The sequence below is a fragment of the Rhodopseudomonas pentothenatexigens genome, assembly GCF_900218015.1.
In the GTDB taxonomy this organism is placed as follows: domain Bacteria; phylum Pseudomonadota; class Alphaproteobacteria; order Rhizobiales; family Xanthobacteraceae; genus Rhodopseudomonas; species Rhodopseudomonas pentothenatexigens.
Genome location: NZ_UFQQ01000029.1, coordinates 39,797 through 60,364, shown reverse-complemented (window position 1 = coordinate 60,364; position 20,568 = coordinate 39,797). Strand labels below are relative to the sequence as shown.

Genomic DNA, 20,568 nt, shown 5'->3' with positions numbered 1-20,568 from the left:
ACCGGCGCCCCGTCCCGGATGGCCGTCCGGGACGGGGCATTCCCCGAAGGGAATGATGAAGGATAGCAGATCGCGCTAATACAAGGAGCCCGGCGAAGCCGGGCGTCTCGAAGGATGGAACAACGCATTGCCTGCGTCACATGGTTCGAGACGGCGCTACGCGCCTCCTCACCATGAGGTTGTGCGCGTGGCAGACGGTGCGGATCAGCTGTGATTCGATGAAAAACAGAACTGCTCTAACAACGATCGTACCTGGGATACTGGATCGCCCGGTCAAGCCGGGCGATGACGTGTCATTTATAATGATGCGCTGACCAGCGACACCGAGGGCGTGTCTGCCGACTACAACCTTCGCAGCGCCACCGACTCCACCACGTGATCGGCGCCCTTCTTCAGGATCAGGGTCGCGCGCGGGCGGGTCGGCAGGATGTTGTCCTCGAGGTTGGCGAGGTTGGTGCGCTCCCAGATCGCGATCGCGGTGGCGGTCGCCTCTTCGTCGGACAGCACCGCGTAGCGATGGAAGTACGACCGCGGATCGTGGAACGCGGTGTCGCGCAGCGCCAGGAAGCGCCGGACGTACCAGTCGCGCAGCACCGGCTCGTCGGCGTCGAGATACACCGAGAAATCGAAGAAGTCGGACACCACCGGCACCGCCTGACCGTCGCGCGGCAGGCGGCCGGTCTGCAGCACGTTGACGCCCTCGACGATCAGGATGTCGGGACGGTCGATCACCGTGAACTTGTTCGGCACGATGTCGTAGGTGAGATGCGAGTAGATCGGCGCCTTGACCTTGCGGCGGCCCGACTTGATGTCGGACAGGAAGCCGAGCAGCGCCGGCAGGTCGTAGCTCTCCGGAAAGCCCTTCTTCTGCATCAGCCCGGCGCGCTCGAGATAGGCGTTGGGGTGCAGAAAGCCGTCGGTGGTGACGAGATCGACGGTCGGGCGCGGCGACCAGCGCGCCAGCAGCGCCTGCAGCACGCGCGCGGTGGTCGACTTGCCGACCGCCACCGAGCCGGCGACGCCGATGATGAACGGCATCTTGCGCTCGACCACGCCGAGGAAGCGGCGCTGCGCGTAGTACAGCTGCTGCATCGCGGCGACGTGGATCGACAGCAGGCGCGACATCGGCAGATAGATTTCTTCGACTTCGGTGAGATCGAGCCGGTCGTGCATCGAGCGCAGCGCCGCGACCTCGGCGGCATCGAGCGTCATCGGCGTGTCTTCACGCATGCTCGCCCATTCCGACCGCGAAAACACCCGGTAGGGGTTGTAGTGATGCAGATCCGACCTTGCGTCCATCTCGCGGTCCCTTCGCCTTGGTTTTGATGGCGGGATTATTGTTGTTGCGGCCGCCGGGCGCGGCCGACGCCGTCAGTCGCGCTTGCGCGACGCCTTTTCCTCCAGGCCCGACATCGAGGTGCGCTGCGCCAGCGCCGCCTCGACCTCCTCGAGATTCACGCCGCGCGATTTCAGCAGCACCAGCATGTGGAACAGCACGTCGGCGGCCTCGGAGATCAAATGCGAGCGATCGTTTTCGACCGCTGCGATCACCAGTTCGACCGCCTCTTCGCCGAATTTCTTGGCGCAGTGCTCGGCGCCCTTGTCGAGCAGCTTTTTGGTGTAGGAGCTGTCGCCGCCGGAGGCCGCACGGGCATCGACCGTCGCGGCGAGATCGTGGAGGGTGAAACGGGCCATACGCTGACTCTGCCGGTTCTTGGTGCGAGAGTACCGCCCCTCGCCGCGTGACGCTAGGGATCGAGCCGCATCGGCAGCCCGGCCCGGACCATATGATCCTTGGCCTGACGAATGGTGTACTCGCCGAAATGGAAGATCGAAGCCGCCAGCACCGCGGTGGCGTGGCCCTCGCGGATGCCGTCGACCAAGTGATCGAGATTGCCGACGCCGCCGGAAGCGATCACCGGAACGCCGACGCTGTCGGCGATCGCCCGGGTCAGCGGAATGTCGAAGCCCACCCTGGTGCCGTCGCGGTCCATCGAGGTCAGCAGGATCTCGCCGGCGCCGAGCGACACCACTTCCTGGGCGAATTCGATCGCGTCGATCCCGGTGCCCTTGCGGCCGCCATGGGTGAAGATCTCCCAGCGGTCACGGCCCGGCACCCGCTTGGCGTCGATCGCCACCACGATGCACTGATCGCCGAACTTCTCGGCCGCTTCCTTGACGAATTCGCGCCGCGCCACCGCGGCGGAATTGATCGAGACCTTGTCGGCACCGCTGCGAAGCAGGGTCTTGATGTCGTCGACGGTGCGCACCCCGCCGCCGACCGTCACCGGCATGAAGCAGGCCTCGGCCGTCCGCCGCACCACGTCGAGCATGATGCCGCGGTTCTCATGGGTGGCGGTGATGTCGAGGAAACAGAGTTCGTCGGCGCCGGCGGCGTCATAGGCGATCGCGGCCTCGACCGGGTCACCGGCGTCGCGCAGGTCGACGAAGTTGACGCCCTTGACGACGCGGCCGTCCTTGACGTCGAGGCAGGGAATGACGCGGACCTTGAACATCGCGGCGTCCTTACGCGGCCTTGGCGGCGCCGATCAGCGCCAGCGCTTCCGCCGGATCGAGCCGGCCGTCGTACAGCGCCCGCCCGGCGATTGCGCCTTCGAGCTTGTTGGCGCGCGGGCTGAGCAGCGTCTTGACGTCTTCGATCGAGGCAAGACCGCCGGAGGCGATCACCGGGATCGAAATCGCCTCGGCCAGCGAAATGGTGGCGTCCCAGTTGATGCCTTTGAGCAGGCCGTCGCGGGCGATGTCGGTGAAGATGATCGCGGCGACGCCGGCATCTTCGAACCGCTGCGCGATGTCGAGCGCGGTGACTTGCGAGCTCTCGGCCCAGCCTTCGACCGCGACCTTGCCGTCCCGGGCATCGAGACCGACCGCAACGCGGCCCGGAAAGGCCTTGGCGGCTTCCTTCACCAGCGCCGGGTCGCGCACCGCGGCGGTGCCGATGATGACCCGGGCGATGCCCTTGGACAGCCAGGCTTCGATTGTCTTCAGGTCGCGGATGCCGCCGCCGAGCTGCACCGGCATCTTGACCACCTTCAGCATCGCCTCGACCGCGTGGGCGTTCATCGGCTTGCCGGCGAACGCGCCGTCGAGGTCGACGACGTGCAGGTACTGAAAGCCCTGGGCCGCAAAGCTCTGCGCCTGCGCGGCGGGGTCGAGGTTGAACACCGTGGCGCGCGCCATGTCGCCCTGTTCGAGCCGCACGCACTGGCCGTTCTTGAGATCGATCGCGGGGAAGAGAATCATCGGAAGCACTCACTCCCTCTCCGCTTGCGGGGGAGGGTCAGGGTGGGGGATGAGCCACAAGCGCCGGACTCGCGGACCCCCACCCCCGACCCCTCCCCGCAAGGGGGAGGGGAGCAGCGCCGTCGCGCGCTCCGGAGCTGAGGCCGCGGGATCATGCTCACGGCTTCCACTTCAAAAAGTTCGAGATCAGTGCCAGGCCGAAGCGCTGGCTTTTCTCGGGGTGAAACTGAGTCCCGATCGCGGTGTCCTTGCCGACCACGGCGGTGACCGGCCCGCCGTAATCGGCGCGCGCCAGCACATCGCCCTCGTGTTCGGCGGCGAGGTGGAAGGAGTGCACGAAGTAGGCGTGCAGGCCTTTCGGGCCGAGCGGCAGCCGGTCCAGCACCGGGTGCTCGCGGACCTGATCGAGGGTATTCCAGCCCATATGCGGGATCTTCAGGTCGTCGCGGTTGGGCGCGATCTTGACGACGTCGCCGGCGATCCAGTTCAGCCCGTCGGTGGTGACGTGCTCCTTGCCGCGGGTCGCCATCAACTGCATGCCGACGCAGATGCCGAAGAACGGCCGCGCCTTGTCGCGGACGGTCTCGGTCAGGGCTTGGACCATGCCGTCGATCGAATCCAGCCCCTTGCGGCAGTCGGCGAAGGCGCCGACGCCCGGCAGCACCACCCGGTCGGCCCGGAACACCTGGTCCGGATCGCGGGTCACCAGGATCGGTTCGGGATTCTCCAGGCTCCGCGCCGCACGCTCGAACGCTTTCGCCGCCGAGTGCAGGTTGCCGGAGCCGTAATCGATGATCGCAACGCTCACCGCGAACCTCCCGGGTTCGGGAACGAGCCGAAGATGTCGCCGTGGATCGACGAGGCCGGCAGCGGAATGCTGCGCGCCGGCGGCGGCGCGCCGCGGTCGACCGGCAGGGTAAAGCCGATCGGCTGCGGCTGGCCGGCGACCCAGCGATCGAAGAACCGCCGCTCGGCGATCTCACGGTCCTCGCCGACCGCGACGCCGACCGACTGCCAGCCGCGCCGCGCCAGGGTCCAGCGCCACAGGCTGCCGGCTTCGAGCCCGAGCAGGCTGGCCAGCAGCAGCGCCACCACGAACCGGGTGCCGCTTCCGGCATGCAGCGCCGTGAGCGCCACCGCAGAGGCGGCGATCACCACCACGTAGCCGAGCGTCGCCAGCCAGAGCCGGCGATACAGCAGCCAGAACGGGCCGAACACGAAGGCCCAGACGTAAAAACCATCACGGACAAAGCGGAACTGATCGGGCGCAGCCTGCTGCAGCTCGTCGTCGTCCGCCCGCGGGGCATGAACAGTGAACACCGGCATGGACTTGTCTCCGCCGCCCGACGGCCGTCAGCCGCCGAGCTGACCCTTGGTCGAGGGCACTTCGCCGGCCGTCTTCGGATCGATCGCGACCGCCGCGCGCAGCGCCCGTGCCAGTCCCTTGAAGCAGGATTCGGCGATGTGATGGCTGTTCTCGCCATATAGGGTCTCGACGTGCAGAGTCACGCCCGCGTTGATGGCGAAGGCCTGGAACCACTCCCGCACCAGCTCGGTGTCGAACTCACCGATCTTGTCGCGGGGAAAGTCCGCCTTGAACACCAGGAACGGCCGGCCCGAGACGTCGATCACCACCCGGGTCAGGGTCTCGTCCATCGGCATGAAGATGCTGGCATAGCGGGTGATGCCCGCCATGTTGCCGAGCGCCTGCTTCACCGCCTGACCGAGCGCGATGCCGACATCCTCGGTGGTGTGGTGGAAGTCGACATGGAGGTCGCCCACCGCCTTGACGGTGATGTCGATGCGCGAATGCTTGGCGAGCAGATCGAGCATATGGTCGAAGAAGCCGATTCCAGTGGCGGCCTTGGCCACACCGGTGCCGTCGAGGTCGACCGTGACCTCGATGTCGGTCTCCTTGGTCTTGCGCTTGATCGTCGCCGTGCGCATGAAGCGGGCTCTCCGGTAAAAACGCGGTCTTTTAACAGGCCGGTGACACCTTCGCTACTGCGCCGGGTGCGGAGCGGGACCGATCTTCGTCCTATGGTGAGCGGATTAGCCGCCCCGCCGGCCCCCCGCGCGGCGATTGCATCACCGCCCGGCCGTGCCTAGATCAGCGCTCGCGAAAGGAACTCCATGTCACTCTACAGCTCTTCGGCAGACGCCGGCCCGCCGGTCTGGCACGGCACCACCATTCTGACCGTGCGCAAGGGCGGCAAGGTCGTGATCGGCGGCGACGGCCAGGTCTCGATCGGCCAGACCGTGATCAAGGCCAACGCCAAGAAGGTTCGCAAACTCGGCAAGGGCCAGCCCGGTTTTGAAGTGATCGGCGGCTTCGCCGGCGCCACCGCCGACGCCTTCACGCTGTTCGAGCGGCTGGAGGCCAAGCTCGAGCAATATCCCGGCCAGCTCACCCGGGCCGCCGTCGAGCTCGCCAAGGACTGGCGGACCGACCGCTATCTGCGCCGGCTGGAAGCGATGATGATCGTCGCCGACAAGGACGTGTCGCTGGTGCTGACCGGCACCGGCGACGTCCTCGAACCGGAGGCCGGCGTGATGGCGATCGGTTCGGGCGGCAATTATGCGCTGGCCGCCGCCCGGGCACTGATCGACACCGACCAGGACGCCGAGACCATCGTGCGCAAGGCGCTCGGCATCGCCGCCGACATCTGCGTCTACACCAACGGCAATCTGACGATCGAGACACTGTGAACGGCTCTTCATTGCGAGCGAAGCGAAGCAATCCAGGCGCTCCGTGCACCGAGTCTGGATTGCTTCGTCGCTTCGCTGCTCGCAATGACGGGAGCCAACGCCGAAAAAGAGAGCCATGACCGACTTTTCTCCCCGCGAAATCGTCTCCGAACTCGACCGGTTCATCGTCGGCCAGGCCGACGCCAAGCGCGCCGTCGCGATCGCGCTGCGCAACCGCTGGCGGCGGCTGCAGCTCGAAGGAGCCCTGCGCGAAGAAGTGCTGCCGAAGAACATCCTGATGATCGGCCCGACCGGCGTCGGCAAGACCGAGATCGCGCGGCGGCTGGCCAAGCTCGCCGGCGCGCCGTTCCTCAAGGTCGAGGCCACCAAGTTCACCGAGGTCGGCTATGTCGGCCGCGACGTCGAACAGATCATCCGCGACCTGGTCGAAGTCGGGATCGCGCAGGTGCGCGAGAAGAAGCGCAAGGACGTCCAGGCGCGCGCCCAGATCGCCGCCGAAGAGCGCGTGCTCGACGCGCTGGTCGGCCCCGGTTCGGGCCCGGCGACGCGGGATTCGTTCCGCAAGAAGCTGCGCGCCGGCGAGCTCAACGACAAGGAAATCGAGATCGAAACCCAGGCCGGCTCCGGCACCCCGATGTTCGAGATTCCCGGCATGCCGGGGGCCCAGATCGGCGCGGTCTCGCTCGGCGACATCTTCGGCAAGATGGGCGGCCGCACCAAGACGCGGCGACTCACGGTCGCCGACTCGCACGAGATCCTGGTCAACGAGGAAGCCGACAAGCTGCTCGACAACGATCAGCTGGTGCAGGAGGCGATCGCCGTCGTCGAGAACAACGGCATCGTGTTTCTCGATGAGATCGACAAGATCTGCGTGCGCGACGGCCGCAGCGGCGGCGAAGTCTCGCGCGAAGGCGTGCAGCGCGACCTGCTGCCGCTGATCGAAGGCACCACGGTGACCACCAAGCACGGCGCGGTGAAGACCGAGCACATCCTGTTCATCGCCTCGGGCGCGTTCCACATCGCCAAGCCGTCGGACCTGCTGCCAGAATTGCAGGGCCGGCTGCCGATCCGCGTCGAACTCAACGCGCTGAGCCGCGACGACATGCGCCGCATCCTCACCGAGCCGGAAGCGTCGCTGATCAAGCAATATGTGGCGCTGATGAAGACCGAGGGCGTGACGCTGGAATTCTCGGACGATGCGATCGACGCGCTCGCCGACGTCGCGGTGGCGGTGAACTCGACGGTCGAGAACATCGGGGCACGCCGGCTACAGACCGTGATGGAGCGCGTCCTCGACGAGATCTCCTTCGTCGCCCCCGACCGCCACGGCGAGACTTTCCGTGTCGACGCGGACTACGTGAAGACCAATGTCGGCGATCTGGCCAAGAACACCGATCTGAGCCGATTCATTTTGTAGGTGATCGACGCTCGCTCACGCGCTCCCGTGAGCCCCGCCACAACTACAAACGTCATGCGCGGGCTTGACCCGCCTGCGGGGCCGAAGCCCTTCGGTGCGGCGAAGGCCCGCGCATCCATCTTTTTAGAAAGACGATGGATTGCCGGGTCAAGCCCGGCAATGACGGGTTTTTATGTATGATACGCCACAAGTAACAACAGCACTCACCCCGCCCCCTCACGTCATCGCCCGGCTTGACCGGGCGACCCAGTATCGCAGAGCTTCTGTGGCTAAGTAACAATCTCTCTGGGATACTAGAGCGGCTCATCGTTTGATTGAAACGATCCGACCTTTCCGAAGGCACTGCGTCCTCATCCTGAGGAGCCCGGCGAAGCCGGGCGTCTCGAAGGATGGAACAACGCATTGCCTGCGTCACATGGTTCGAGACGGCGCTACGCGCCTCCTCACCATGAGGCCGTGCGTGTGGCGGGAGGTGCGGATCAGCTCTGATTCGATGAAAAACAGAAGTGCTCTAAGTAACACCCGCTCCGGAATACTGGATCACCCGCATGCGCGGGTGATGACGGTGGGTGTTGCTGATGGGCCGGTGAACTATCCCCGCGCCCGCCGCACCCGCACATACAATGCGCCTTCGCCGCCGTGGCCGATGTGGGCTTCGTCGAAGCCGACCACGTAGGCACGGAATTCCGGGAGGGCGAGCCATTGCGGCACCTGCCGGCGCAGGACGCCGCGCTCGGCGTCGCCGCTCTTGCCCTTGCCGGTGATCACCAGCACGAAGCCGTACCCGTCGTGACTGGCGCGCTGCAAAAAATGCAGCAGCGCGTGATGGGCGCGAGCCTGGGTCATGCCGTGCAGATCGATCCGGGCGTCGATGTCCTTGCGGCCGCGCGACAGGTGCGTCCGTTCGCGCCGGCCGAGCGTGGCGAGCGGCGGCGGCGCGGCCGGCGACGGCTTCGCGGCACGCTTGAGCGGTTGCGGCGAGGCCGGCGGCGCCGGTTTGAGCGCCGGCACCGCCGATTGCGCATCGACGCCTGCGACCTTGACCGGGCGCGGCCGGCCGCGGAGCGGCTTGATCTGACGCGCCACGCCGTCCCACAGCGCCCGCTCGTCCTCGGTCAGGCTGCGCTTGCGGCGCGACATCGGCGGATCGAGCGGCGGGATGATGCGGTTCATCGAGGTCAGCGCGGGTGGCGATGATGCCGTTTGTGGTGTGAGCGGTGCCGTTTGATCTGCGGTCGCGACGCGGCCGCGGCCGGTCGCACTTCCGGAGTCGGGACCGCGTTTGCGGCTCCTTGTTTACCACCGGACTTCGCCGGCGTCGCCGCAGGCTTCTTGGTTTTTGCCGGCGGACGCGGCTCGGGCAGCGGCAGGGTGCGGCCCCGTGCCACCGGATCGAGGCTGTTCGGCACCAGTATGGCGAATGCGATCGGATGACGGATTCGTCCGGCCACCGCGCCGGCCTCGGCACCGGCACCGAAATACAGATCGGCCCGCGCCGGGCCGACGATCGCCGAGCCGGTGTCCTGGCCGATCATCAGCCGCTGAAACGGCGTCTTGGCGTTGGCCGATTCGATCGGCAGCTCGCCGGTGATGAAGAACGGCGTACCGTAAACATGCAGCCCCTTGTCGACGGCGATCGAGCGACCTGGGGTGAGCGGCACGCCTTGGGCGCCGATCGCCTCGTCGTCGTCCTTCAGCTCGACCTTGCGGAAGAATACGTAGGACCGGTTCGCCCGCCGCAGCTCCTTGGCGCCGTCGGGGTTGGCTTCCATCCACTCGCGGATGCGATGCATCGACATCTGTTCGCGCGGGATGATGCCGCGCTCGATCAGGATGCGGCCGACCGGGGTGTAGGGGTAGCCGTTATGGGCGTCGTAATTGATGCGGACCACCCGGCCGTCCGGCAGCTTGATTCGTGCCGAGCCCTGGATCTGGGCGAACAGCAGATCGGTCTGGCTGTTGAGCCAGCCGATTTCCAGGCCGCGGCCGTCGATCGCGCCGTCTTCGATCTGACCGCGATCATAGTATGGCACCAGCTTGCGCCGGCCGATCTTGCGGTACACCGGACCGCCATTCGGCAGGGCCGCATCCTGCGTGTAGCCGCGGACGAACAGGTTCGACGGACGGCGATACACCGGCACAGTGTAGTCGTCGGTCTTGACCGGCGAGCCTTCGATCACCGGCTCGTAGTAGCCGGTGACGAAGCCGAGCGGCTCACCGAGCCGGGAGATCTGCAGCGGGACAAAATGCCGTTCGAAGAACGCGCGCGCCTCGGCCGCCGTCGTCAGACGCGCTGAGCGGGCAGCATGGCAGGGCTCCCGCAACGAGCCGCCGAGCGGCTTGTCAGTCGATGGCGATCGGCGGGCCGCCAGGATCGGGCGACAACTGACGCGAAAGGTCTTCAGGGCCGCGAGCTGATCGTCGGACTCCCAGCCGGGAATCTCCGACCAGGCGACCGGCAGATACTGGCCGCCGGGAATCTCCAGCGGCCACAACGGATGCCGATAGCGGGCGTGATGCTCGGCGAATTTCGAGACGGATCGGGTGCCGGATGAGTGGTGCCGGCTGCGCGCCTCGGACGCCGTATGAGCAAGCAGCAGCACGGCCGCGATGACGCAGCCGACGATGGCGGCGCGCCGGGCGCCGCGGGCGTCAGGTGCCGCTGCCGGTCCCAACCAGCTTCCAATTCGGATCGCGCGAGCTGGTGTCGCGGGCGAAGGTCCAGACATCGGTGATGTCGGTGACCTTGTCGGGCGAGCCGTCGACCACCGCACCGGTCTTGTCGCGGGTCGCGGAGATCATCTGCGACACGAATTTCAGCGTCAGCATCGCGGTGCGATCGCGCAGCTCCGCGCTGATCAGCTCGGCCTTCTCGATTGCCACAAAGCGGGATTCGACCTTCAGGTCGTTCTTTTCACGATCCTTGATCGCCGCATCGAAGCTCTCATAGACCTCGCTGGACAGCAGATCACGCAGCGAGCGGCGGTCGCCGTTGGCGAAAGCCATCACGATCATCTCGTAGGCGCTCTTGGCGCCGGTGATGAAGTGCTGTGCATCGAACGACGAGTCGTGCTGCGCGATGGCATTGAGGCCGTGCTCCAGCTCCGAGTCCGGCTCGGCAATGCCTTTCCAGCGATCGGAGGGCGGCACCACGTCGGCATTCGGCGCCATCGGCGCCTGATCGATCACCGTGCCGGGCATCGAGATCACGTTGGTGTCCTGCTTGCCGGGAATCATGTCTCGCGCAGCGGCGCGATCGAACGGCGGCCGTTCGCTGCCGGTGCGCTGGCCGAGCACATTGCGCAGACGCAGGAAGATGAACACCGCGAGCGCCAGGAAGATGATGGTGTAAATATCCACGTCGCATTCACTTTCTGATCGGGCCGGATCGGCATTGCGTCTCCGGCATCGCCACGTCGACGCGGCACGCGAAGCCGGTTTTCACCATGTAGGCATCAACCGCGCCTCGCCAATGGCGCGTTTTGGCACAGTCACCGGGGTTGGCAAGTCCGCCCCACCACCTGAAGGCCTCGTTGCTGCAACTTTACGCGTTTCGGACCCGCTCGAAAACCGGGTCGGACGAGGAACCTGTCCATCTGGAGGTTAACGGGCGGTTGCTGAATGGTTTCCTTGCCCCCAGGGGACTATTTTGGAGGTATCGGAGAATAGCGGAGTTTCGGCCCGAAGTCGTCCGTCCGCCTTGTGGAACGGCGCGACCGTATGATAGCCACTCGCCCCAGCGCCTGCCCTCGTGTGCGTGCCGCTGCAGCTGGCGGTCGCCTTCAAAGTTCGCTTCCAGGAGAACCATCGATGACCAACGGTAACGGAACGCCTCCCGAGGGTGCTCCTCCGCAGCTCAATGTGCTGGCGCAGTACACCAAGGACTTGTCGTTCGAGAATCCGAACGCCCCGGCATCGCTGGCTCCCCAGCAGCAGCAGCCGGCGATCAATATTCAGATCAATGTCGGCGCCAACGCCGTTGCGGAGAACGAATACGAAGTCACGCTGTCGATCGACGGCAAAGCCGAATCCGGCGGCGGCGTGCTGTTCAGCTTCGAACTGGCCTATGCCGGCGTATTCCGAGTGCTCAACGTGCCGCAGGAGAATCTGCATCCGTTGATCATGATCGAATGCCCGCGACTGCTGTTCCCGTTCGCCCGCGAAATCATCGCCAGCGCGGTGCGGGACGGCGGATTCCCGCCGCTGATGCTCGATCCGGTCGACTTTGTCGGCCTGTATCGCCAGAATCTGGAGCGAGCCCAGCAGCAGGGCCAGCCGAGCTGATCCGCTCGCCGCTCACGCTCATGACTTCTGCAATGCCCGGCCGACGTGCCGGGCATTGTGTTTTGGGAAGCCAAAGGCTCAGGCGCCGGCGGGCAGATAGTCCGGCCAGATCGCCTTGTCGCCCATGGTGGCGATGAAGGCGCGGTGGGCTTCGAGGTCGGCGTCGGTCAGGCGGCTCGGCAGCGGCGCGGGTCGCTGGCGGCGACGGCTCTCGTTGGCAGCTCCAACCACCTCGACCGGCACGTCGGCGAGGATCAGCTGCGACTGCCGGGCACCTATCAAATCAATATAGACTTCGGCGAGCAGCTCGGCGTCGAGCAACGCGCCGTGCTTGGTGCGGCGCGAATTGTCGATCGCATAGCGCGAACACAGATCGTCGAGCCGGTTGGACACGCCCGGATGCTTGCGGCGGGCGAGCAGCAGCGTGTCGACCAGGCGTTCGCGCGGCACCGGCGCCCGCGACAGCCGCGACAGCTCGGCGTTGATGAAGCCGATGTCGAACGAGGCGTTGTGGATCACCAGCGGCGCATCGCCGATGAATTCGAGAAACTCATCGGCGACCTGGGCGAACAGCGGCTTGTCGGCGAGAAATTCGCTCGACAGCCCGTGCACCGCGAAGGCCTCGGCCGGCATGTCCCGTTCGGGATTGAGATAGCGATGATAGGTGCGACCGGTCGGCATCCGGTTGAAGATCTCGACACAGCCGATCTCGACCAGCCGATCGCCGCGCAGCGGATCGAGGCCGGTGGTTTCGGTATCGAGGACGATCTCACGCATCGCTTCTGATCAGGCTGTGTTCGTTGCCGCGCGAATCAGTCGCGCCGGCGTGGCATTTTAGCAGCGGCCTCGAGGATTTCGCGGATCTGAAGCCGCACCGGGTCGAGTCCGTTGGAGGTATCCACCACGAAATCCGCGCGCTTGCGCTTCTCGGCATCGGGCATCTGCCGGGCCAGGATGGCATCGAGCTTGTCGGGGGTCATGTTGTCGCGCGCGAGAATCCGTTCGCGCTGCACCTCCGGCGAGGTCGTCACCACCACCACCGCATCGACGCGCTTTTCGCCGCCGGTTTCGAACAATAGCGGCACATCGACCACCGCGACCGGAGCACCGGAGGATTCGGCATCGTCGAGAAACTGCTGATGATGGGCGCGCAGCATCGGGTGCACGATTCCTTCGAGCCGCTTCATCGCGGCCGGATCATGTACCACCTTGGCCGACAGCAGCGCGCGATCGACCTTGCCGGCGACCGTGGTGCCGGGAAACGCCGCTTCGATCGCCGGCACCGCCTCGTTCTCGTAGATCTTATGCACAGTGGCGTCGGCGTCGTAGACCGGCACGCCCGCTTCGGCGAACAGCTTGGCGGTGGTCGATTTGCCCATCCCGATCGAACCGGTCAGTCCGAGCACCAGCATTCCGTCGCCTCCGTCTTCATCTTCGGCGCGAGTCGTTTCAGCCCCGATGATGATCGGTCTGAGGCTCGCTTGTTGTTTGGTCGTCGCTCGCGCGTCAGACCGCCATCAGGTTCTGGCTACGCAGAAAACCGAGCAACGGCAACAGCGGCAGGCCCAGGATGGTGAAATGATCGCCGTGGATGCCGTCGAACAGATGTACCCCGAGGCCTTCGATCTGATAGGCGCCGACGCTGGCGGTGGCCTTGTCGCCGACGATGTCGAGATAGGCCTCGATTTCCGCGTCGGTCAGCGGCCGCATCGTCATCCGCGCGATCGACACGTCGGAGAACAGCGTGATGCCGTTGCGCACCACCGCGACCGCGGAGTGCAGTTCATGGCGCCGGCCGGCCAATTCACGGAGTTGTTTGGCGGCGGCCGCCCGATCGGCAGGCTTGTTGAAGCTGCGCGCGCCGAGCGCCAGTGTCTGGTCGGCGCCGAGCACCAGTCGTCCGGGGTGGTGATTGCTGACGAACGCCGCCTTCTGCTCGGCCAGCAAAGCGGCGATCGCGCCGGGCGCGGCAATGCCGGACGCCGCCGCAATCCCGCGTTCGTCGATCTCGGCCGGAATCGCCTCGAACGGAATTCCGGCATTGGCCAGCACAGTCTTCCGGGCACTGCTCTGCGAAGCGAGCACCAAGGGCTGCGGCCCGAGCCACAGTGTCATTCCGGCACCCTTTGGCGCTGCCGGTCGGCAAGCAGCTTCATGATCGCCGCCGCCGTTTCTTCGATCGACCGGCGGGTGACGTCGAGCAGCGACCAGCCATATTTGGCGCTGAGCTTGCGCGCCAGCAGCACCTCGTCGGTCACCGCCTGGCGATCGATATAGGAGTCGTTGCCGGCACCGGCGCCGAGACTGAGAAGCCGGTTCTGCCGCACCTGGATCAGCCGTTCCGGCGAGGCATGCAGGCTGACCACCAGCGGCTTCTTCAAGGTCTCGAGCTGGTGGGGAATCGGAATGCCGGCGACCAGCGGCACGTTGGCGGTGCGGATGCCGCGATTGGCCAGATAGATCGAGGTCGGCGTCTTGGAGGTGCGCGAGACACCGACCAGCACCACGTCGGCTTCTTCCAGCCCTTCGACGTGCTGGCCGTCGTCGTGCATCATCGAATAGTTCAGCGCGTCGATGCGCTGGAAATACTCGGCGTTGAGGGTGTGCTGCGCGCCGACCCGTCCCATCGTCGAAGCACCCAGATAGGCTTCGAACAATTGCATCACCGGCCCGATGATCGACAGGCTCGGGCTGTTGATCTCCTGACACTTCGCCTCGAGCCGGTTGACCAGCTCGGTCTCCAGCAGCGTGAACAGCACGATGCCGGGCGCCTCCTCGATTTCCTGCAGCACGCGATCGAGCTGCTTCTGACTGCGCACCAAAGGATAGACGTGCTCGACCGGGGTGATGTTGGCGTACTGCGCCGTCACCGCACGCGACACCGTGATCAGGGTTTCGCCGGTGGAGTCGGAGACCAGATGAAGGTGAAAATAGCTGCCGTCGGTGAGCATCGTGCCCCTGTGTATCCTGTGAACAACGGGGCGAGAACCGCACCAAAGCGGCGCCGCGACCGTCGCGGCCGGGATAACCCGGCATTTTCTTCACAGGCGTCGGGTGAGAAGAGCTGTTCGGGATGGCTTCGAGGTTAGCGGGTGAATGTGGATTTGTCTCTCGGTAATGCGGCGACGAACCGGCGCAACCCTCTGATCTTTCGAAGCGCAATCAGGACGGCCGGCGTTGGGGACGATTGTGCAAATGTGGGCGGACGCGGGACAACGCGCGAATGCCGTTGGATGAGTCAAATCCACGGCCACTTAGACTCAAACCTTAAGAATCTATAAATATTGATGAGAAGGGACGCGCTTGCGGAAAGCTCCGCATTCGAGCATTCGATCAACGCGCGATGCGGGGTCTGCGTTCCGGATCCAGTTTGCGATTCGCGGCACGGTCGAGTGGAAGATCAATGATCGAGTGGGTCTATATCTATCCCTGGGTTAAGACTTTGCATGTGGTCGCGGTGATCTCATGGATGGCCGGCATGCTGTATATGCCGCGGCTGTTCGTCTACCATTGCACCGCAGAGGTCGGATCGAAGCAGTCCGAGACGTTCAAGATCATGGAGCGGCGGCTGTACCGGGCGATCATGAATCCGGCGATGCTGGTCGCCTGGGTCGCCGGCCTCGCCATCGCCTGGGAGCAGGACTACTTCGCCTCGGGCTGGTTTCACGGCAAGCTCGCCGCGGTGGTGCTGATGACCATCATCCACCTGATGCTGGGCCGCTACGTGCGCGATTTTGCCGCAGACCGGAATACGCGGTCGCACAAATTCTATCGCGTTATCAACGAGATACCGACTGTTCTCATGGTTGCGGCGGTGATCTTCGTCATCGTCAAACCGTTCTGAGGCGGCAAATCCCTATCCAGTAACGGGATCGTCTTGCGTGATTGCGACGGATTTCCTATAGTCGCGTTGTCCCACCTAAAGCAGGCGAATGTGGTTGCGATCTGGATCCTTTTGGACCGGCCGCCGCATCGGGTCTGAAACCTCCCGCACCTTCCTTGCTCAAGTCGACCTGAAGACCTGCGGACCTCTGTCATTTCCCTCCGCTTTTTCTTCCGCTGACGAATCCCCCAGTCTCGTTTCCACAGGACCACCCCCATGCGGGAAATCAAACTTCAAGACCTGAAGGCCAAGACGCCGGCCGAGCTCGTTTCGTTTGCAGAGGAGCTGGGGGTCGAGAACGCCAGCACGATGCGCAAGCAGGAGCTGATGTTCGCCTGCCTCAAGCAGTTGTCCGCCAAAGAAACCGACATCATCGGTGAGGGCGTCGTCGAGGTGCTGTCCGACGGTTTCGGCTTTTTGCGGTCGCCGGACGCCAACTACCTTCCCGGTCCTGACGATATTTATGTCTCGCCGTCGCAGATCCGCCGCTTCGGCCTGCGCACCGGCGACACCATCGAAGGCCACATCCGCAGCCCGAAGGAAGGCGAACGCTACTTCGCGCTGCTCAAGGTCAACTCGCTGAACTTCGAAGATCCCGAAAAGTCGAAGCACAAGGTCAATTTCGACAACCTGACGCCGCTGTTCCCGGACGAGCGTTTCCGGCTCGAGATCGACGATCCGACCCGCAAGGATCTGTCGGCCCGGGTGATCGACATCGTCGCGCCGATCGGCAAGGGCCAGCGCGCCCTGATCGTGGCGCCGCCGCGCACCGGTAAGACGGTGCTGATGCAGAACATCGCGCACTCGATCACCGCGAACCACCCCGAGTGCTATTTGATCGTGCTGCTGATCGACGAGCGGCCCGAAGAAGTCACCGACATGCAACGCTCGGTGAAGGGCGAGGTGATCTCCTCGACCTTCGACGAGCCCGCGGTACGCCACGTCCAGGTCGCTGAGATGGTGATCGAGAAGGCCAAGCGCCTGGTCGAACACGGCCGCGACGTCGTGATCCTGCTCGATTCGATCACCCGCCTCGGCCGCGCCTACAACACGGTGGTGCCGTCGTCGGGCAAGGTGCTGACCGGCGGTGTCGACGCCAACGCGCTGCAGCGGCCGAAGCGATTCTTCGGCGCCGCCCGTAACATCGAAGAGGGTGGCTCGCTGACCATCATCGCCACCGCGCTGGTCGATACCGGCTCGCGCATGGACGAAGTGATCTTCGAAGAGTTCAAGGGCACCGGCAACTCGGAGCTGATCCTCGACCGCAAGGTCGCCGACAAGCGCACCTTCCCGGCGATAGACATCTCGCGGTCCGGCACCCGCAAGGAAGAGCTGATCACCGATCCGCAGCTTTTGAAGAAGATGTACGTGCTGCGCCGCATCCTGAACCCGATGGGCACGATGGATGCGATCGAGTTCCTGCTCGACAAGCTGCGCAACACCAAGAACAACTCGGAATTCTTCGACTCGATGAATACCTGAGCGAGTCGAACAAACCGGCCATCAAGGGCGTCCCGCGGGGCGCCCTTTTTGTTTGCGTTCGGAATGGCGCCTCGGCAAGACAGCGCCATGCATCCGAGCGACCAGACCATCTTTGCCCTCGCCACCGGAGCGCTGCCGTCGGCGATCGCGATCGTGCGGGTCTCCGGGCCGCGGGCCGGAGACGTGCTGAGGGTGCTGACCGGATCGCTGCCGCCGCCGCGGCGTGCTGTGCGTTGTGATCTCCGGGACGCCGTCGGCGAGATGATCGATGACGGCGTGGCACTGTGGTTTCCGGGACCGGCGTCGGCTACCGGCGAAGACGTCGCCGAGCTGCACATCCACGGCAGCCGCGCGGTGGCGGCGGCGCTGATCAAGACGCTGTCGTCGTTGCAAGATGTGCGGCCGGCTGAGCCGGGCGAATTCACCCGGCGGGCGTTCGAGAACGGCAAGCTCGACCTGACCGAAGCCGAAGGGCTCGACGATCTGATCCATGCGGACACCGACGCGCAGCGGCGTCAGGCGCTGCGCCAGCTACGCGGCGTGCTCGGTGATCGGGCGCGACGATGGCGGGACCAGATCATCGAAGCGCTGGCGCTGGTCGAAGCCGGAATCGACTTCTCCGACGAAGGCGACGTCGCGGATGAACTGATCGGGCCGGCGCGCGCCAAGATCGCCGCGCTGTCGGCGGAGATTGCGGAGGTCCTGGCAGAGCAGGGCCGGGGCGAACGGCTTCGCGACGGGATGGTGGTGGCGATCGCCGGCCCGCCGAACGTTGGCAAATCCACCCTGATCAACCGCCTGGCGCGGCGTGAGGTGGCGATCGTGTCGCCGCATGCCGGCACGACCCGGGATGTGATCGAGGTGCAGCTCGACCTCGACGGCTATCCGGTGACGGTGATCGACACTGCGGGTCTGCGCGACAGCGACGATCCGGTGGAGCAGGAGGGCGTGCGGCGGGCTCGGTCGCGCGCGGCGGCGGCGGACCTGGTGCTGTGGCTGAGCACGGCTGTCGACCTGTCCGACCCGGATGTCGCCGGGCCGGAAATCTGGCGGGTGCGAAACAAGATCGATCTGGCCGAAGAGAGAGCGGATCGCAGCCTCTCGCGGCCTGATTTCGGGATTTCGGCGGGCACCGGCGAGGGGGTTGCGGATTTGCTGCGCGCGTTGACACGCTTTGCGGCGCAGTATTTCGGCGCCGCGGAAGCCGGGCTGATCACCCGCGAGCGTCATCGGACTCTGCTGGCCGATGCGGCGGCGTCATTGGCGCGAAGTCTTCGACCCGGTCTGGCGGAAGAGATCCTGGCCGAGGAGCTGCGGGCCGCGGCTCACAGTCTGGGCCGGTTGCTCGGACGCGTCGACGTCGAGGACGTTCTCGGCGAGATCTTTGGCCGGTTCTGCATCGGCAAATAGGTCGCGCGGCGTCCGACGGTAAGGGTTGCTTAACCATGATCCGGCGATCTCTCGCCCCTGTTTCACGTGAAACATCGCGGTGAGGTTTGCCGGGTACCGAGATCGGTACGAGTCGCCTTCAAAGCTCCTCGGAGCTGAGCTACAACCCCACCATGCGCAATTCTTTCGACGTCATCGTCATCGGCGGCGGCCACGCCGGCTGCGAAGCGGCGGCTGCGGCTGCCCGGATCGGTGCGGCTACCGCGCTGGTCACCCATCGCTTTGCGACCATCGGGGCGATGTCCTGCAATCCGGCGATCGGCGGGCTCGGCAAAGGCCATCTGGTCCGCGAAGTCGATGCTCTCGACGGCCTGATGGGCCGGGTCGCCGATGCCGGAGGCATTCAGTTCCGAATGCTCAACCGCCGCAAAGGTCCGGCCGTCCGCGGCCCCCGGGCGCAGGCCGATCGCAAGCTGTATGCGGCCGCGATGCAGGCCGCGATCCGTGCCACTGCGAACCTCTCGGTGATCGATGGGGAGGCCGACGCATTGCTGTGGCGAGACGGTCGCGTGACCGGAATTCGTCTCGGCGACGGCCGTGAACTTGCGGCCGCTGCCGTTGTCATCACCACCGGGACGTTCCTGCGCGGTCTGATCCACCTCGGCGAGCGAAGTTGGCCGGCCGGCCGGATCGACGAAGCGCCGGCAATGGGGCTCTCGGGCTCGTTCGAAGCGCTCGGCTTTGCGCTCGGCCGGCTCAAAACCGGCACTCCGCCCCGGCTCGATGGCCGGACTATCGACTGGGGTGCGGTGGAAATGCAGCCCGGCGACGATCCGGCGGAGCCGTTTTCGGTTCTGACGCCGGCGATCACCACGCCGCAGATCGAATGCGGCATCACCCGGACGACGCCGGCCACCCACGAGGTGATCCGGGCCAATGTACACCGCTCGCCGATGTATTCCGGGCAGATCCAGTCGACCGGACCGCGCTATTGCCCGTCGATCGAGGACAAGATCGTCAAGTTCGGCGACCGTGACGGCCACCAGATCTTCCTGGAGCCGGAAGGGCTCGATGATCCGACCGTCTATCCCAACGGAATCTCGACCTCTCTACCCGAAGAGGTGCAGCGCGCGATCCTGAAAACCATCCCCGGGTTGGAGCGGACCGAGATGCTCCGCCCCGGCTATGCGATCGAATACGACCATGTCGACCCGCGCGAGCTGGAACCGACACTGCAGACTAGGCGGCTGCGTGGTTTGTTCCTGGCCGGGCAGATCAACGGCACTACCGGCTACGAAGAAGCGGCGGCTCAGGGGCTGGTCGCCGGCCTCAATGCCGGGCTCGCCGCCGGGGGGAGCGACCTCGTGGTGTTCGACCGCGCCGACGGCTATCTCGGGGTGATGATCGACGATCTGGTGACCCGCGGCATTACCGAGCCGTACCGGATGTTCACCTCGCGCGCCGAATACCGCCTGACGCTGCGCGCCGACAACGCCGACCAGCGGCTGACCCACAAGGGTCTGATGCTGGGATGTGTCGGGGCCGAGCGGGCGGTATTCCATCGGACCAAGATGGCGGCGCTGGCGGAGGCGAAAGCGCTCGCCCAGTCGCTGTCGATCACCCCCAACGAGGCGGCCAAGCACGGGCTGTCGCTCAATCGCGACGGCCAGCGCCGTTCGGCATTCGACCTGCTGTCCTACCCGGAGATCGAGTGGCCGCAAGTCTGCGCGATCTGGCCGGAGCTCGGGACGGTCGATTCCCAGATTGCCATCCATGTCGAGATCGACGCCAAATATCACGTCTATCTGGAGCGGCAGACCGCCGACGTCGCAGCTTTCCGCCGGGACGAAAGCCTGCGGCTCACGGATGTCGACTACGCCGAGGTTCCCGGGCTCTCGAACGAAGCTCGCACCCGGCTCGAACGGCACCGTCCTCAGACCGTAGGGCAGGCGGGTCGTCTCGATGGCATCACGCCGGCCGCGCTGGGAATTCTGGCGGCCTATCTGCGACGAGAGCAGCGCAAACGGCCTTCGGTCAGCTAGGCATGTTTCACGTGAAACGATCTGACAGAGTTCGGCTCTGTTTCACGTGAAACGAGCCCACGTCATCCTGGCTGAAGATTCATTGCTGCAAGGCAGTG

General features: G+C 65.4%; 21 protein-coding genes. 7 read left to right on the top strand and 14 right to left on the bottom strand.

Annotated elements, in window-relative coordinates; genetic code table 11:
• Positions 1 to 342 precede the first annotated feature (342 nt).
• The 7 genes from coaA to hisB all read right to left on the bottom strand — a co-directional run bounded on the left by coaA (position 343) and on the right by hisB (position 5,211).
• Positions 343 to 1,299, bottom strand: coding sequence for a type I pantothenate kinase (coaA, locus tag DWA33_RS21235; protein WP_013500152.1), 957 nt, complete (start codon positions 1,297 to 1,299; stop codon positions 343 to 345).
• A gap of 72 nt (positions 1,300 to 1,371) precedes the next feature.
• The gene (locus DWA33_RS21230; RefSeq protein WP_114360500.1) at positions 1,372 to 1,695 is read right to left on the bottom strand and encodes a phosphoribosyl-ATP diphosphatase; all 324 of its coding nucleotides are present in this window, start codon (positions 1,693 to 1,695) and stop codon (positions 1,372 to 1,374) included.
• 53 nt (positions 1,696 to 1,748) lie between these two features.
• On the bottom strand, positions 1,749 to 2,516 hold the full coding sequence (hisF, locus tag DWA33_RS21225; protein WP_114360499.1) for an imidazole glycerol phosphate synthase subunit HisF: 768 nt from the start codon (positions 2,514 to 2,516) through the stop codon (positions 1,749 to 1,751).
• Positions 2,517 to 2,526: 10 nt separating this feature from the next.
• Positions 2,527 to 3,264: a 1-(5-phosphoribosyl)-5-[(5-phosphoribosylamino)methylideneamino]imidazole-4-carboxamide isomerase gene (gene hisA, locus DWA33_RS21220; protein WP_114360498.1), complete on the bottom strand. Its 738-nt coding sequence runs from the start codon at positions 3,262 to 3,264 to the stop codon at positions 2,527 to 2,529.
• Between the two features lie 157 nt (positions 3,265 to 3,421).
• The gene (hisH, locus tag DWA33_RS21215) at positions 3,422 to 4,072 is read right to left on the bottom strand and encodes an imidazole glycerol phosphate synthase subunit HisH (protein ID WP_114360497.1); all 651 of its coding nucleotides are present in this window, start codon (positions 4,070 to 4,072) and stop codon (positions 3,422 to 3,424) included.
• Entirely contained in the window at positions 4,069 to 4,590 is a 522-nt protein-coding gene (locus DWA33_RS21210; protein WP_114360496.1) for a DUF2628 domain-containing protein, read from the bottom strand. The genes hisH and DWA33_RS21210 overlap by 4 nt, the downstream gene beginning before the upstream one ends.
• A gap of 27 nt (positions 4,591 to 4,617) precedes the next feature.
• On the bottom strand, positions 4,618 to 5,211 hold the full coding sequence (gene hisB / locus DWA33_RS21205) for an imidazoleglycerol-phosphate dehydratase HisB (protein ID WP_114360495.1): 594 nt from the start codon (positions 5,209 to 5,211) through the stop codon (positions 4,618 to 4,620).
• Between the two features lie 186 nt (positions 5,212 to 5,397).
• Here hisB and hslV point away from each other — a divergent pair, with 186 nt between their 5' ends.
• Positions 5,398 to 5,973, top strand: a complete 576-nt coding sequence (hslV, locus tag DWA33_RS21200; RefSeq protein ID WP_114360494.1) for an ATP-dependent protease subunit HslV — start codon at positions 5,398 to 5,400, stop codon at positions 5,971 to 5,973.
• A gap of 115 nt (positions 5,974 to 6,088) precedes the next feature.
• The gene (gene hslU, locus DWA33_RS21195) at positions 6,089 to 7,390 is read left to right on the top strand and encodes an ATP-dependent protease ATPase subunit HslU (protein ID WP_114360493.1); all 1,302 of its coding nucleotides are present in this window, start codon (positions 6,089 to 6,091) and stop codon (positions 7,388 to 7,390) included.
• A gap of 591 nt (positions 7,391 to 7,981) precedes the next feature.
• Here the strand turns inward: hslU and DWA33_RS21185 are convergent.
• The 3 genes from DWA33_RS21185 to DWA33_RS21175 are packed head-to-tail and all read right to left on the bottom strand — an operon-like array spanning position 7,982 to position 10,750.
• Positions 7,982 to 8,563 (bottom strand): Smr/MutS family protein, encoded by a 582-nt coding sequence (locus DWA33_RS21185; RefSeq protein ID WP_114360492.1) that lies wholly within the window; start codon positions 8,561 to 8,563, stop codon positions 7,982 to 7,984.
• 5 nt (positions 8,564 to 8,568) lie between these two features.
• Positions 8,569 to 10,065 carry a murein transglycosylase A gene (gene mltA / locus DWA33_RS21180; protein ID WP_244601362.1) on the bottom strand — a complete coding sequence of 499 codons (1,497 nt, stop codon included), beginning with the start codon at positions 10,063 to 10,065 and terminating at the stop codon, positions 8,569 to 8,571.
• Positions 10,043 to 10,750, bottom strand: coding sequence for a Tim44/TimA family putative adaptor protein (locus tag DWA33_RS21175; protein ID WP_114360490.1), 708 nt, complete (start codon positions 10,748 to 10,750; stop codon positions 10,043 to 10,045). Before DWA33_RS21175 ends, mltA begins: the two co-directional genes overlap by 23 nt.
• Before the next feature lie 450 nt (positions 10,751 to 11,200).
• Between DWA33_RS21175 and secB the strand changes: the two genes are divergently transcribed.
• Positions 11,201 to 11,674, top strand: a complete 474-nt coding sequence (gene secB / locus DWA33_RS21170) for a protein-export chaperone SecB (protein WP_114360489.1) — start codon at positions 11,201 to 11,203, stop codon at positions 11,672 to 11,674.
• Between the two features lie 78 nt (positions 11,675 to 11,752).
• Here secB and dnaQ read toward each other — a convergent pair whose 3' ends face one another.
• From dnaQ to DWA33_RS21150, 4 genes are all read right to left on the bottom strand, one after another.
• The gene (gene dnaQ, locus DWA33_RS21165) at positions 11,753 to 12,451 is read right to left on the bottom strand and encodes a DNA polymerase III subunit epsilon (RefSeq protein WP_114360488.1); all 699 of its coding nucleotides are present in this window, start codon (positions 12,449 to 12,451) and stop codon (positions 11,753 to 11,755) included.
• 35 nt (positions 12,452 to 12,486) lie between these two features.
• Positions 12,487 to 13,086, bottom strand: a complete 600-nt coding sequence (gene coaE / locus DWA33_RS21160; protein ID WP_114360487.1) for a dephospho-CoA kinase — start codon at positions 13,084 to 13,086, stop codon at positions 12,487 to 12,489.
• 94 nt (positions 13,087 to 13,180) lie between these two features.
• Positions 13,181 to 13,789 carry a Maf family protein gene (locus tag DWA33_RS21155; RefSeq protein WP_114360486.1) on the bottom strand — a complete coding sequence of 203 codons (609 nt, stop codon included), beginning with the start codon at positions 13,787 to 13,789 and terminating at the stop codon, positions 13,181 to 13,183.
• A complete protein-coding gene (locus DWA33_RS21150; protein WP_114360485.1) occupies positions 13,786 to 14,625 on the bottom strand; it encodes a pyruvate, water dikinase regulatory protein in 840 nt (279 codons plus the stop codon). Before DWA33_RS21150 ends, DWA33_RS21155 begins: the two co-directional genes overlap by 4 nt.
• Positions 14,626 to 15,077: 452 nt before the next feature.
• Between DWA33_RS21150 and hemJ the strand changes: the two genes are divergently transcribed.
• The 4 genes from hemJ to mnmG all read left to right on the top strand — a co-directional run bounded on the left by hemJ (position 15,078) and on the right by mnmG (position 20,470).
• A complete protein-coding gene (hemJ, locus tag DWA33_RS21145; RefSeq protein ID WP_114360484.1) occupies positions 15,078 to 15,518 on the top strand; it encodes a protoporphyrinogen oxidase HemJ in 441 nt (146 codons plus the stop codon).
• A 255-nt stretch (positions 15,519 to 15,773) separates the two neighbouring features.
• The gene (gene rho / locus DWA33_RS21140) at positions 15,774 to 17,039 is read left to right on the top strand and encodes a transcription termination factor Rho (RefSeq protein WP_013500171.1); all 1,266 of its coding nucleotides are present in this window, start codon (positions 15,774 to 15,776) and stop codon (positions 17,037 to 17,039) included.
• An 87-nt stretch (positions 17,040 to 17,126) separates the two neighbouring features.
• The gene (gene mnmE / locus DWA33_RS21135) at positions 17,127 to 18,449 is read left to right on the top strand and encodes a tRNA uridine-5-carboxymethylaminomethyl(34) synthesis GTPase MnmE (RefSeq protein ID WP_114360483.1); all 1,323 of its coding nucleotides are present in this window, start codon (positions 17,127 to 17,129) and stop codon (positions 18,447 to 18,449) included.
• A 152-nt stretch (positions 18,450 to 18,601) separates the two neighbouring features.
• On the top strand, positions 18,602 to 20,470 hold the full coding sequence (mnmG, locus tag DWA33_RS21130; RefSeq protein WP_114360482.1) for a tRNA uridine-5-carboxymethylaminomethyl(34) synthesis enzyme MnmG: 1,869 nt from the start codon (positions 18,602 to 18,604) through the stop codon (positions 20,468 to 20,470).
• Positions 20,471 to 20,568 lie beyond the last annotated feature (98 nt).

Coding starts and splice junctions, on each gene's coding strand:
- coaA (WP_013500152.1), bottom strand. CDS start 1,299: ATGGACGCAAGGTCGGATCTGCATCACTACAACCCCTACCGGGTGTTT.
- DWA33_RS21230 (WP_114360500.1), bottom strand. CDS start 1,695: ATGGCCCGTTTCACCCTCCACGATCTCGCCGCGACGGTCGATGCCCGT.
- hisF (WP_114360499.1), bottom strand. CDS start 2,516: ATGTTCAAGGTCCGCGTCATTCCCTGCCTCGACGTCAAGGACGGCCGC.
- hisA (WP_114360498.1), bottom strand. CDS start 3,264: ATGATTCTCTTCCCCGCGATCGATCTCAAGAACGGCCAGTGCGTGCGG.
- DWA33_RS21210 (WP_114360496.1), bottom strand. CDS start 4,590: ATGCCGGTGTTCACTGTTCATGCCCCGCGGGCGGACGACGACGAGCTG.
- hisB (WP_114360495.1), bottom strand. CDS start 5,211: ATGCGCACGGCGACGATCAAGCGCAAGACCAAGGAGACCGACATCGAG.
- hslV (WP_114360494.1), top strand. CDS start 5,398: ATGTCACTCTACAGCTCTTCGGCAGACGCCGGCCCGCCGGTCTGGCAC.
- hslU (WP_114360493.1), top strand. CDS start 6,089: ATGACCGACTTTTCTCCCCGCGAAATCGTCTCCGAACTCGACCGGTTC.
- DWA33_RS21185 (WP_114360492.1), bottom strand. CDS start 8,563: ATGAACCGCATCATCCCGCCGCTCGATCCGCCGATGTCGCGCCGCAAG.
- secB (WP_114360489.1), top strand. CDS start 11,201: ATGACCAACGGTAACGGAACGCCTCCCGAGGGTGCTCCTCCGCAGCTC.
- dnaQ (WP_114360488.1), bottom strand. CDS start 12,451: ATGCGTGAGATCGTCCTCGATACCGAAACCACCGGCCTCGATCCGCTG.
- coaE (WP_114360487.1), bottom strand. CDS start 13,086: ATGCTGGTGCTCGGACTGACCGGTTCGATCGGGATGGGCAAATCGACC.
- DWA33_RS21155 (WP_114360486.1), bottom strand. CDS start 13,789: ATGACACTGTGGCTCGGGCCGCAGCCCTTGGTGCTCGCTTCGCAGAGC.
- DWA33_RS21150 (WP_114360485.1), bottom strand. CDS start 14,625: ATGCTCACCGACGGCAGCTATTTTCACCTTCATCTGGTCTCCGACTCC.
- hemJ (WP_114360484.1), top strand. CDS start 15,078: ATGATCGAGTGGGTCTATATCTATCCCTGGGTTAAGACTTTGCATGTG.
- rho (WP_013500171.1), top strand. CDS start 15,774: ATGCGGGAAATCAAACTTCAAGACCTGAAGGCCAAGACGCCGGCCGAG.
- mnmE (WP_114360483.1), top strand. CDS start 17,127: ATGCATCCGAGCGACCAGACCATCTTTGCCCTCGCCACCGGAGCGCTG.
- mnmG (WP_114360482.1), top strand. CDS start 18,602: ATGCGCAATTCTTTCGACGTCATCGTCATCGGCGGCGGCCACGCCGGC.